Source organism: Limimaricola cinnabarinus (assembly GCF_002723615.1).
GTDB lineage: Bacteria > Pseudomonadota > Alphaproteobacteria > Rhodobacterales > Rhodobacteraceae > Limimaricola > Limimaricola cinnabarinus_B.
Genome location: NZ_KZ304957.1, coordinates 1 through 11,219, shown reverse-complemented (window position 1 = coordinate 11,219; position 11,219 = coordinate 1). Strand labels below are relative to the sequence as shown.

The window sequence follows — 11,219 nt, the reverse complement described above, 5'->3', positions numbered from 1 at the left end:
CGCCACCGGGCAGAGGATGGCGCGAACCCGAACGCTTCAGAGGCCGGTGCCGCGCAGCACGACCCGTAGCGTCCGCCCGATCACCCGCAGATCGGTCATCGGCGAGAGCGCGTGGTAATAGCTGCGATCATAGGCGGCGCGCTGCACGAAGCTTGCCTCGTTGCGCACCGAGGTCTGCCAGAAGCCGGTGATGCCGGGCCGCATGGCGTAGTATTCCGTGCCGGGATAATAGGCCTGCTGTTCGGGCAGGAAGGGGCGCGGCCCGACCAGCGCCATCTCGCCGCGCAGCACGTTGAAGAACTGCGGCAGCTCGTCGAGCGAGCTGCGGCGCAAGAGCCGCCCGATCCGGGTGATCCGCGGATCGTTGCGCAGCTTCTGGTGATGGTCCCATTCGATCCGGTCGGCCGGGTTCCTTGCGAGATGCCGCTCGAGCACGGCATCGGCATCGGGAACCATGGTGCGGATCTTGTACATGGTGAAGCTGCGCCCGGCGAGCCCGACCCGGCGCTGCGCATAGAAGGGCCGCCCGCCATCGAGCGCCACGAGACCGGCGATCAGCAGCACCAGGAGCGACACCGGCACGAAGACCAGCGCGGTGAACAGCAGGTCGATCCAGCGCTTGAAGCGGCGGTGGTAGAGCCCTTCCGGGCGCGGCAGCAGGCCGTCCCGCCCCGTTTCGGCCGCGCCGATGGCCAGCCTGTCCGATGCGGCATGCTCGCGCCGCGGTATCGCGCGAGAGATGTTGTTCGCTCGTCCGTCGACCACAAAGATACTTGTCATCAAAAAACCGTCCCTTCGCCTGCACCGATCAAAGCGGTGACCGGGGCAACCGATCCCGCGCACCCCGCGTGCCATCGAACCTATATTTCACCTACCCATGGTCAAAGCTCGGGCGGTGAAACCAAGCGGCACGCGGCCACCAAATTGCCGAAATCACACCGAAAAACGCGCTCCGACGCGGGCCGACACCTCACATTGCCGTGCCCTGATTGGGCACGGGCGGGAAACGGCCCTTCTCATTGATGCCGATTTGATCGCCGTCGGGAAACCTTACCTATACTTAAGTCCCGCGCCTCAGCCCAATGCCTCTCCACCGCGCTCAGGATTGGGGCGGCTTTGCGGCGACCGCCCGGCAGGATGGCGGCCTTGTCATGACCGGCGCCGGCCTCTCGCCGAACTTGCGCCAAACCGGAAACAGTATCGGACCACGGGGCGAATCGTTGCCAGCCACAGGGCGCGGACCGGCAGCATTTGATTCGAATTGGCGTTCTGACCGCCCCGCCCGCCCGGGCCGCACGGGGGCAATAGGGGGGGCGCTGACGGCTGGTGCCACGCGGCACCTCGAGCGCTGCGCCGCCTGCCGCGAGATTCCGGCCGAAACTGGCCTCGGGATCGGGCCTTGCCATGCGCCTGCGCTGCTATGCGCCGGGAGCCGGGAGCCGCGCTTTCCCGCAAGTTGAAGATCCGGCCCCGTTCGGCCGCCGAATCCCTTGACGGTCCCGCGGCCCGATACAGTTCGTGTCGGGAACCCGTGCAACCGTAGCTAGCAGAGACAGGAGAGGTGGCTTGTTTTCTCCGACACGACGCAAGGTTCTGAAGGCCATGCTGTTCGGCGGCACCGCCATCGCGGTGCCGTCCGCGCTCTACGCAGCCGAATACGGGCGCGGCGAGGGAATGCCGTGGTCGCCGCTCAGGGGCCAGCCGCCCTATTACGGCACGACGGAGGCCTCCTTCTTCACCCCGGCGGAGCGCGAGGCGGTGGCGGCGATCTGCGCGCGGCTGATCCCCAGCGATGACGGGCCGGGCGCGACCGAGGCCGACGTGGTGACCTTTCTCGACCGGCAGATGGCGGGCTTTTACGGCCGCGGCCAGCATTGGTACATGCAAGGCCCCTTCCTCGAAGGGACCGCCACCCAAGGATACCAGAGCGAGCATCCGCCCGCGCAGCTCTATCGCCGCGCGCTCGCCGCGCTGGAGGCCCATTGCCGGAACACCTACGAGGCCGGTTTCGCCGCGCTTTCCGAGGAGCGGCAGGATGCGGTGCTCAAGGGGCTGGACGAGGAGGAGATCACCTTTGCGGAGGTGTCGGCCAAGACCTTCTTCGACCTGATCCTGAAGAACACGATCGAGGGCTTCTTCGCCGACCCGCTCTATGGCGGCAACCGCGACATGGTGGCGTGGCGCTACATCGGCTTTCCCGGCACCCGCTACGACTACCGCGACTTCGTCGGCCACAACGGCGCGCGCATCGAGCTTCCGCCGGTCAGCCTGATGGGCCGCCCCGGCTGGAGCAGCCCCTGAGACCGAAGCCCAGACCGGGACCCAGACCGAGACCAAGACCGAGAGGTGAGGAATGACGAAACAGCTCCCAGGTGTCGACGTGGTTCTCGTCGGCTTCGGCTGGACCGGCGCGATCTATGCCGAGAAGCTGACCGATGCGGGGCTCGACGTGCTGGCTCTCGAACGGGGGCCATGGCGCGACACGACCAAGGATTTCGCCACCACCTTTGCGCAGGACGAGCTGCGCTATTACTGGCGGCACGGCATGTTCCAGGAGGCGTCGCAATCGACGGTCACCTTCCGCAACAACTCGGCCCAGACCGCGTTGCCGATGCGCAGCTGGGGCTCGTTCCTGCCGGGCAACGGCGTCGGCGGGTCGGGCGTGCACTGGAACGGCCAGACCTATCGCTTCCTGCCTTCGGATTTCGTGGCCAAGAGCCATAACGAGGAACGCTACGGCCCCCTGCCCGAGGGGATGACGGTTCAGGATTACGGCGTCACCTATGACGAGCTGGAGCCGCATTTCGACTATTTCGAGAAGATCTGCGGCATCTGCGGCAAGGCGGGCAACCTCAACGGCGACATCGTCGCGGGCGGCAACCCCTTCGAGGGGCCGCGCAGCGACGAATATCCCAACCCGCCGATGGAGATGACCTTCTCGCAGGACCGCTTCGAGGCGGCGGCGCGCAATGTCGGGCTCAACCCCTTCCCGGTGCCTTCGGCCAACATGTCGCGCGCCTATGTCAACCCGCTGGGCCTGCAGCTGGCGCCCTGCACCTATTGCGGCTTTTGCGAAAAGCATGGCTGCGGCAACTACTCGAAATCCTCGCCGCAGACGACGATCATCCCGGCGCTGATGAAGCGGTCGAATTTCGCGCTGCGCACCGACAGCGAGGTGCTGTCGATCGAGAAATCGGCCGACGGGTCGCGGACCACGGGCGTCACCTATGTCGACACCAGCGGCGAGACCTTCTTCCAGCCCGCCGAGATCGTCGTGCTTTGCGCCTATCCGCTGGAGAACACCCGGCTGATGCTGCTGTCGCAGATCGGCGAGCCCTATGATCCGAGCACGGGCGAGGGCGTGGTCGGCAAGAACTACTGCTACCAGGTGATGTCGGGCGCCACGGTGTTCTTCGAGGAGGAATACACCAACGGCTTCGTCGGGGCGGGGGCGCTGGGCATGGCGGCCGACGATTACAATGGCGACAATTTCGACCATACCGGCCTCGGCTTCATCGGCGGCGGCTACATCGCCTGCTACACCACCAATGCCCGCCCGATCGAAAGCCACCCCGTCCCCGAGGGCGTGCCCGGCTGGGGCAGCGAATGGAAGCAGGCGGTGCAGGCCAACTTCCTCAAGACCGCCTCGGTGGGGGTGCATGGCGCCTCGATGGCGCATCGCAGCAACTATCTCGATCTCGACCCGACCTATACCGACCGGCATGGCCGTCCGCTGCTGCGCATGACCTTCGACTTCACCCTCAATGACCGCCGGCTGAGCGCCCATCTCACCCCGGTCGCCGAGGAGATCGCGCGCGGCATGGGCGGGCGCGACGTGGTGGTGGCCGAGCGCAAGGGCTCCTACGATTCGGTGCCCTACCAGACCACCCACAACACCGGCGGCACGATCATGGGCACGGACCCAAAGACCAGCGTGTGCAACCGCTATTGCCAGAGCTGGGACCTGCCCAACCTCTTCGTCGCCGGGGCCGGGCTGTTTCCGCAAAACGCGGGCTACAACCCCACGGGCACGGTCGGCGCGCTGGCCTACTGGTCGGTGGATGCGATCATCAACAAGTATCTGGGCCAGCCCGGCCCGCTGGTGCAGCCATGAAAGCCCCTGCCCTGATATCCGCCATCGGCGGCCTGGCCGCCCTCATGGCCACCGCATCCACGGCACAAGAGCTGTCCTCGTCGCAGATCGAGCGCGGCCGCTACCTGACCATCGCGGGCGATTGCCAGGCCTGCCACACCGATATCGAGAATAACGGCCTGCCCTTCACGGGGGGCCGCGCGCTGGGCACGCCCTTCGGCACGATCTACTCGCCCAACCTGACGCCCGACGACGAGACCGGGCTCGGGCGCTGGACGCGCGAGGAGTTCCACGACGCGCTGAACGAAGGCATCGACGACGAGGGCCAGCACCTCTACCCGGCGATGCCCTACCCCAATTACACGCTGATGTCGCGCGAGGAGACCGACGCGATCTTCGCCTATCTCCAGTCGCTGGAGCCGGTCCACGCCGAGACGCCGGAGAACGATCTGCCCTTCCCGCTCAACATCCGCATGTCGGTGAGCGGCTGGAAGCTCCTGTTCTTCGAGGATGAGGAGTTCGTCCCCGACCCCGACCGCTCGGAGGAGTGGAACCGGGGCCGCTTTCTCGTCGATGGCCCGCTGCATTGCGGCGCCTGCCATTCGGGCAAGAACCTGCTCGGGGCGAGCCAGGACGACGAGTACCTGCGCGGCGGGCTTCTGGAGAACTGGTTCGCGCCCAATATCCGCGCCGGAGCGGGCGGTGGCATCGCGCATTGGGACACCGACGACATCGTCGAGTTTCTCAAATATGGCCGGGCCGAGCACACCGCCCCGATGCAGCGCATGGGCGAGGTGGTCTCGATCTCAACCCAGCACCTGCGCGAAGAGGATCTGCGCGCGGTGGCGACCTATCTCAAGAGCCTCGAGGACGAGCTGCGCGAGGAGGAGGACACCCCCGACCCCGTCCGCCTGGAGACCGGGGCCGGGCTCTATTTCGACAACTGCGCCGCCTGCCATGCGGCGGACCAGTCCGGCGTGCCGTATTTCTTCGCGCCGCTGAGCAGTTCCAACAAGGTCCATGCCGAGGACCCCTCGACCGCCATCCGCATCATCCTCGGCGGGGCGCGGGCGCAGCCCACGGACACCATTCCCAGCATGCTCGCCATGCCGCCCTTCTCGTGGAAGCTCAGCGACGAACAGATCGCCGATCTGCTGACCTATCTGCGCGGCACCGGCGATCGGCGCGCAGGCCCCGTCTCGGCCGCGCAGGTGACCGAGATGCGCGAATATCTGGCCGAAGAGGAACATTGAAGGTGACCCCCATGATGCGCGCATGTCTCGTCTCCCTCGCCCTGAGCATCGGCATGGCGGGGCCCGGAGGGGCCGAAGCCCTCTATCTCGGCAACAAGGAGTTCGACACCGGGGACCGCGCCACGATGGAGGCCATCATCGAGCATTGCAGGGAGGTGTCCCGCGAGGCTGGGGATGGCGCATCGAATGGCGCGGGCCTGCTGACCCAAGGGGTGGAAAGCGAACGGGCCGGCCAGGCTTCGGGCTCCCCCGTGGGCTCCGTCGGAACGGGGATCGGGGCGGATCAGCTGGCCTCTGGCGATGGCGATGGCGAAAGCTCCGGCGATGCGAACCCCGATCTTTCGGGGATCTCGGCAGAGCTTTGCAGCGAAGCGGGCATCATCTACTGAAACCCGCGCGGCGAAGGCGGCCGGCCGGACCTGACGGCCCGGCCCCGCATGGAGGCCGATCCGGGCCGCGGGGCATGGTGTGGATCGGCACGCGGATTGCGCCGTTGAACCATGACCTTACCGGCCTAACTGGCTTTGGGTACCGGTAGCGGCGCAACGGCCCCTGCGGGCTTTGCGCGCCACCGCCACCGCCACCGCGGCAAGGAGCATGTCGATGCCGATCGAGATCATCCCGGGCAGCTATTGCGGCGCGCCACCCCCGCCCGATCTGGCGCTGTACAGCTGGAATCTCGATCCTTTTCTGCTGGCGGGCCTGCTTCTCATGCTGGTGCTCCTGTGGCGCAGCCGGACGGGGCCTGCCGGCGTCGGCGTGCTGGTCCTCGCCTTCGTCTCGCCGCTCTGCGCGATGTCGGTGGGGCTGTTCTCGGCCCGTGTCGTGCATCACGTGCTGCTGGTCGCGGTGGCGGCGCCGCTGCTGGCGGCCGCCCTGCCCGCGCGCCGCGCGTCCGGTGCGGCCCTGCCCTTTCTCGTCTCCACGGCGCTGCTCTGGGCGTGGCACCTGCCTGCGGCCTACGATCTCGCGCTGCGCGACATGGCCGTCTACTGGGTCATGCAGGCGACGCTGCTGGGCTCGGCCCTCTGGTTCTGGCGGGCGGTGCTCGCCGCGCGCGGCGGCATCGAGGCGGTGCTGTGGTCGCTGGCCGGGCTGATGCAGATGGGCGCGCTCGGCGCGCTTTTGACCTTCGCGCCAGTGCCGCTCTATGCCGCCCATGCCCTTGCGCCGCTGGCATGGGGTCTCACGCCGCTGGCCGATCAGCAGCTCGGCGGGCTGATCATGTGGGTGCCGGCGATGCTGCCCTATGCGGCGATGATCGCGCTTTCGGCCCGACGCGGCTGGCAGGCGGGCGCCGGGCGGGGTGTCGCGTGAGCTGGGTCTACGGCCTCATCCCGCATCTCAAGGCGCTGCATGTGGGCATGCTGGTGCTGTGGTGCGGCGGGCTCTTCGCGCTGCCCTTGATGCTGGCGCGGCACGAGCCGGCGATCGGCCAGGGCGATTACGAACGCATCCGCCGGGCCACGCATTACGCCTATACCTTCTGCGTCACCCCGGCGGCGGTTCTCGCCATCGCTTCGGGCACGGCGCTGATCTTTTTGCGCGAGGCCTTCGTGACATGGATGTTCGCCAAGCTGGTCTTCGTGGCGCTCCTGGTGAGCTTTCATGTCTGGGTCGGCTACGTGCTGGTCGCGGTGGCCGAGCGGGCGGGCGCGCACCGCGCGCCGCAGCCGGTGCTGCCGCTTCTGCTGTTGCTGCTGCCGGTGCTGGGCATCCTGGCTCTGGTCCTCGCCAAGCCGGAGCTTGGCGAGATCCCGGTGCCGGGCTGGCTGACCGAGCCGATGGGCCGTCAGCTGCCTTTCGACGTGCCCAGACGATAATCGAAGACGAGCTTGCCGCCATGCCATCCCGTGACCATCACCACCAGAACGGCGAATCCCGAGATCAGGATGCCGTAGGGCAGCACCGCCGCCTCGAAGCCCTGCAATCGGTAGCCCCAATTCGCGCCGAGGATCGACAGCAGGAGCACGGCGATGACGAAATGCGACCAGGCCGGGGCGCGGATGCGGATGCCCGGCACCATCAAAAGCTCCGCCGTGCCGGTGGCACCTGCGGCGAGGCCGAACAAAAAGGCCGTGCCCGCCGCCCAGATCGCGGCGCGCGCCCAGAACAGCTCGCCCGACCACCAGTAGAGCGCGTCGGCCCCGAAGGTGCAGAAGGTCAGCGCCACGGGGAAGGCCACGCTCATCGCGTGCAGCGGGTGGCCCCAGATGCCGACGATGGATTCGGTGTCCTCATACCCTTCATGCTCCACGATCGGGTCTTCGAGCTCTTCCCGCTCGGTCTGAACCATTTCCTCGGCCATGCCCGCTCTCTCCTGCGCTGGGGTCTTCCGGGCTCAACACTCCTGCTGCTCGCGGGTTGCGAGGAAAGCCTCTCGACGGTGCATCCGGCGGGGCCGGCGGCGGCGGTCATCGCGCAGCTGTGGTGGGTGCTGCTGGCGGGTGCCACGGCGATCTTCCTTTTCGTCGCGGCGCTGATCGCGCTCGCCTGGCGGCGGCCGCCGGGAGAGACGCAGGAGCGGCGCTTCGTGGTCTGGCTCGGGCTCGTCTTTCCCATGACGGTGCTGGCCGCGCTCCTCGCCTATGGCCTCGTCGTGGGCGAGCGGCTGTTGCCGCGCGCGACGCCCGATCTGGTGCGCGTCGCGGCCGAGGCGCGGCAATGGGACTGGCGCTTCGGCTACGAGGACGCGCCGGGGCGGGAGACGGAAAACGTGCTGCACATCCCGGCGGGCCGCCCCGTCGATGTCGCCATCACCAGCGTCGACGTGGTGCATGGCTTCTGGGTGCCGCGGCTGGCGGGCAAGCTCGACGCCATGCCGGGGCATGTGAACGTGCTCAGGCTCGAGGCCGATGCGCCGGGCCGCTACGAGGGACTGGGCTCGGAGTTCAACGGCGCGGGCTACCGCGACCACCGCTTTACCGTGATCGCGCATGACGAGGCGGGCTGGCAGAGCTTCCTGCAAGGAGAGACACCATGAACGCGCTCAGGCGCCACCGCGCCCTGTCGCGCATCTGGGCCTCCGAGCCCGGCCTCAAGGGCTGGTTCACCACCGTGAACCACACCGATCTGGGGCGGATGTTCCTCTTCGTGGCGACGGTCTTCTTCGTCATCGGCGGCATTCTCGCCATGCTGATCCGAGCGCAGCTCGCCAGCCCCCGCTCGGCCTTTCTCGGCCCCGACCATTACAACCAGATCTTCACCATGCACGGGACCATCATGATGTTCCTGTTCGCGATCCCCTTCTTCGAGGGGCTCGCGGTGTATCTGCTGCCGAAGATGCTCGGCACGCGCGACCTCGCCTTCCCGCGGCTCACCGCCTACGGCTTCTGGTGCTACGTCTTCGGCGGCGCGATGATGATCTTCGCGCTGCTGGCCGGGATCGCGCCCGACAGCGGCTGGTTCATGTATCCGCCCTTGTCCTCGACCATCGGCGCGCCGGGGATCAACTCGGATTTCTGGCTGATCGGCATCACCTTCGTCGAGATCTCGGCGATCTCGGCGGCGGTCGAGATCACCGTGACGGTGTTGCGCTACCGCGCGCCGGGGATGAAGCTCTCGCAGATGCCGATCTTCGCGTGGTACGCGCTGGTCACGGCGGTGATGATCCTGACGGGCTTTCCGCCGCTCATCCTCGGCTCGATCCTCCTGGAGCTGGAGCGCGCCTTCGGCCTGCCCTTCTTCCAGGTGGCGCAGGGCGGCGACGCGCTCTTGTGGCAGCACCTGTTCTGGCTCTTCGGACACCCGGAGGTCTACATCATCTTCCTGCCCGCGGCGGGCGCGATCTCGACCATACTGCCGGTGATGGCGCGCACCACGCTCATGGGCTATGGCTGGATCGTCGCGTCGGCGGTGAGCCTCGGGGTGCTGAGCTTCGGACTCTGGGTGCACCACATGTTCACCACCGGCATCCCGCATATGGGGCTGGCCTTCTTCTCGGCCGCCTCGACGCTGGTGGCGGTGCCGACGGCGGTGCAGATCTTTGCCTGGATCGGCACGCTGTGGAAGGGCCGGCCCGTGATGCACCTGCCGATGCTCTGGCTTCTCGCCTTCTTCGCCACCTTCGTGATCGGCGGGCTGACGGGCGTGATGGTGGCGATCGTGCCCTTCGACTGGCAGGCGCATGACACCTACTTCATCGTCGCCCATCTGCACTACGTGCTGATCGGCGGCTTCGTCTTCCCGATGATCGCGGCGCTCTATTACTGGATGCCGCATTTCACCGGGCGTCGGACCTATTTCAAGCTCGGCCACGCCGCCTTCTGGCTGGTGGTGCCGGGGTTTCACGGCACCTTCCTGGCTCTGCACTGGGCCGGGCTTTTGGGCATGCGGCGGCGGATCGACAGCTTCGCGCCGGGACAAGGCTGGGAGGCGATCAACATCATCGCCTCGATCAGCAGCTTCGTCATGGCGATCGGCTTCGCGCTGGTGCTGATCGACGTGGTGGTCAACGCGGTGGTGGCGGTGCGCGGCTCGCGCGACCCTTGGGGCGCGGGCACGCTCGACTGGGCGATGCCGACCCCGGCGGCGCCCTACAACTTCGCCAGCCTCGCGCATGTCACCTCGCGCGATCCGCTCCATGAAGACCCCGATCTGCCGGTGCGGCTGGCGCGCGGCGAGGGCTATCTCGGCGACCCGACCCGCGGCCGGCGCGAGACGCTCTCGCTCGACATCGCCAGCGGCACGCCGCGCTACATGGTGGTCTTTCCCGGCAATTCCGCGCTGCCGATGCTGATGTCTGCGGTCACGGGGCTGTTCTTCCTGGGCATGCTGATCAAGGCCTATTGGCTCGTGCCGATCTCGGCGATCGGCGTGATCGCCTGCGCGCTGGTCTGGGTCTGGGGGCTCGGCCGCAGCACGACCGAAGGGGCGCTGCCGGTGGGCCGGGGCCTGTCGCTCGTCCCTGCCACCGAGGTTCCCGATCCGCCCGGCTGGTGGGGCTCGGTCTTCCTGCTTCTGGCCAATGGCACCTTCTTCGGCTCGTTGCTCTTCGGCTATGCCTTCCTGTTCACCATCGCCCCGAACTGGCCGCCGCCCTCCTATCTCGAACCGGGGGCCCTGCCGCTGATCCTCGTCCTGATGGGCGCGGGTCTCGTCTTCTTCGGCTCCCGCCTCGGCGCGCTCATGGGCGCAGGCGCCGCCCTCGCCGGCCTCGTTCTCATCGCCGGAACCTCGCTGCCCGTTCTGTCGCAAAGCCCCGATCCCACGCGCCACGCCTATGACGCGACGGTCTGGGTCTTCGTCGGATACGGGCTGCTGCATTGCCTCGTCAGCCTGCTGATGTGGTCGGTCGTGGCGGCGCGCCGCCTGTCGGGCCATTCGGCGCAGACCACGCTCGGCGCAATGCGCGTCGCCCGCCTATGGAGCGACTACACCCTGCTGGTCGCCCTGCTGAGCGCCGCGGCGATCGGCCTGCCGGGGGTGCTGACATGAACGCCATCCTGCGCCTGTCTCTGCCGCTGACGCTCTGGCTCGCCAGTTTCAGCGCGGTCTACGGCCTGCACGGCCTGCTGTGCTCGAGCCGCTGGGCCACGCTCGCCCCGGAGCTTCCGGGCCGGCTCCTGCTGATCGGTGCGAGCCTTGCTGCCTTGGCGCTGCAAGCCCTGCTTCTCGTCTTGCTGAGATCCTCGCGCTGGCCCCATCCCGATGCCGCCATTCATCGCATCAGCATGGCGCTCGCTATCGTTGCGCTGGTCGCCACGGCTTGGACGCTCATTCCGACACTGACAACGTCGCATTGCCTGTAAGCAGGGAAGCAGGCGTCGCCCCTGCGCCGGGGCTTTGCCCGTCGAGACCTGAAACGCTCCACTGGAGCGTTTCCGAGCCGGTCTCGACCCTTCAGGTTATGAACCTGACGAGCGCAATGGCGA

At 67.6% G+C, this 11,219-nt stretch carries 11 protein-coding genes; 9 read left to right on the top strand and 2 right to left on the bottom strand.

What is annotated here, in order from left to right; translation table 11 throughout:
* Nucleotides 1-36: 36 nt before the first annotated feature.
* Entirely contained in the window at nucleotides 37-780 is a 744-nt protein-coding gene (locus tag CJ301_RS08820) for a sugar transferase (RefSeq protein WP_099276451.1), read from the bottom strand.
* A gap of 786 nt (nucleotides 781-1,566) precedes the next feature.
* On the opposite strand from CJ301_RS08820, the gene CJ301_RS08815 reads away from it, so the two are divergent.
* The 6 genes from CJ301_RS08815 to CJ301_RS08790 all read left to right on the top strand — a co-directional run bounded on the left by CJ301_RS08815 (nucleotide 1,567) and on the right by CJ301_RS08790 (nucleotide 7,169).
* Complete coding sequence (locus tag CJ301_RS08815; RefSeq protein ID WP_099276449.1) at nucleotides 1,567-2,301, top strand: gluconate 2-dehydrogenase subunit 3 family protein; 735 nt, start codon at nucleotides 1,567-1,569, stop codon at nucleotides 2,299-2,301.
* A 52-nt stretch (nucleotides 2,302-2,353) separates the two neighbouring features.
* Entirely contained in the window at nucleotides 2,354-4,114 is a 1,761-nt protein-coding gene (locus CJ301_RS08810; RefSeq protein WP_099276447.1) for a GMC family oxidoreductase, read from the top strand.
* Between the two features lie 44 nt (nucleotides 4,115-4,158).
* Entirely contained in the window at nucleotides 4,159-5,346 is a 1,188-nt protein-coding gene (locus CJ301_RS08805; RefSeq protein WP_162620479.1) for a c-type cytochrome, read from the top strand.
* 11 nt (nucleotides 5,347-5,357) lie between these two features.
* Complete coding sequence (locus CJ301_RS08800; protein WP_162620478.1) at nucleotides 5,358-5,735, top strand: hypothetical protein; 378 nt, start codon at nucleotides 5,358-5,360, stop codon at nucleotides 5,733-5,735.
* A gap of 214 nt (nucleotides 5,736-5,949) precedes the next feature.
* Nucleotides 5,950-6,663, top strand: a complete 714-nt coding sequence (locus tag CJ301_RS08795) for a cytochrome c oxidase assembly protein (RefSeq protein ID WP_254050110.1) — start codon at nucleotides 5,950-5,952, stop codon at nucleotides 6,661-6,663.
* Nucleotides 6,660-7,169, top strand: a complete 510-nt coding sequence (locus CJ301_RS08790; protein ID WP_282026783.1) for a CopD family protein — start codon at nucleotides 6,660-6,662, stop codon at nucleotides 7,167-7,169. The genes CJ301_RS08795 and CJ301_RS08790 overlap by 4 nt, the downstream gene beginning before the upstream one ends.
* On the opposite strand, the gene CJ301_RS08785 is transcribed toward CJ301_RS08790, so the two are convergent.
* Nucleotides 7,139-7,654: a DUF2231 domain-containing protein gene (locus CJ301_RS08785; protein WP_099276700.1), complete on the bottom strand. Its 516-nt coding sequence runs from the start codon at nucleotides 7,652-7,654 to the stop codon at nucleotides 7,139-7,141. The genes CJ301_RS08790 and CJ301_RS08785 overlap by 31 nt on opposite strands.
* On the opposite strand from CJ301_RS08785, the gene CJ301_RS08780 reads away from it, so the two are divergent.
* Genes CJ301_RS08780 through CJ301_RS08770 form a run of 3 tightly spaced genes read left to right on the top strand, consistent with a single transcriptional unit; the run spans nucleotide 7,595 to nucleotide 11,096 of the window.
* Nucleotides 7,595-8,329 carry a cytochrome c oxidase subunit II gene (locus CJ301_RS08780; protein WP_099276439.1) on the top strand — a complete coding sequence of 245 codons (735 nt, stop codon included), beginning with the start codon at nucleotides 7,595-7,597 and terminating at the stop codon, nucleotides 8,327-8,329. The genes CJ301_RS08785 and CJ301_RS08780 overlap by 60 nt on opposite strands.
* Entirely contained in the window at nucleotides 8,326-10,782 is a 2,457-nt protein-coding gene (gene ctaD, locus CJ301_RS08775) for a cytochrome c oxidase subunit I (protein WP_099276437.1), read from the top strand. The genes CJ301_RS08780 and ctaD overlap by 4 nt, the downstream gene beginning before the upstream one ends.
* Nucleotides 10,779-11,096, top strand: coding sequence for a hypothetical protein (locus CJ301_RS08770; protein ID WP_099276435.1), 318 nt, complete (start codon nucleotides 10,779-10,781; stop codon nucleotides 11,094-11,096). Before ctaD ends, CJ301_RS08770 begins: the two co-directional genes overlap by 4 nt.
* Nucleotides 11,097-11,219 lie beyond the last annotated feature (123 nt).

Excerpts from the sequence above, each read along its gene's own strand:
- CJ301_RS08820 (WP_099276451.1), bottom strand. The coding sequence starts at position 780 with ATGACAAGTATCTTTGTGGTCGACGGACGAGCGAACAACATCTCTCGC.
- CJ301_RS08810 (WP_099276447.1), top strand. The coding sequence starts at position 2,354 with ATGACGAAACAGCTCCCAGGTGTCGACGTGGTTCTCGTCGGCTTCGGC.
- CJ301_RS08805 (WP_162620479.1), top strand. The coding sequence starts at position 4,159 with ATGGCCACCGCATCCACGGCACAAGAGCTGTCCTCGTCGCAGATCGAG.
- CJ301_RS08800 (WP_162620478.1), top strand. The coding sequence starts at position 5,358 with ATGATGCGCGCATGTCTCGTCTCCCTCGCCCTGAGCATCGGCATGGCG.
- CJ301_RS08795 (WP_254050110.1), top strand. The coding sequence starts at position 5,950 with ATGCCGATCGAGATCATCCCGGGCAGCTATTGCGGCGCGCCACCCCCG.
- CJ301_RS08780 (WP_099276439.1), top strand. The coding sequence starts at position 7,595 with ATGCTCCACGATCGGGTCTTCGAGCTCTTCCCGCTCGGTCTGAACCAT.
- CJ301_RS08785 (WP_099276700.1), bottom strand. The coding sequence starts at position 7,654 with ATGGCCGAGGAAATGGTTCAGACCGAGCGGGAAGAGCTCGAAGACCCG.
- ctaD (WP_099276437.1), top strand. The coding sequence starts at position 8,326 with ATGAACGCGCTCAGGCGCCACCGCGCCCTGTCGCGCATCTGGGCCTCC.
- CJ301_RS08770 (WP_099276435.1), top strand. The coding sequence starts at position 10,779 with ATGAACGCCATCCTGCGCCTGTCTCTGCCGCTGACGCTCTGGCTCGCC.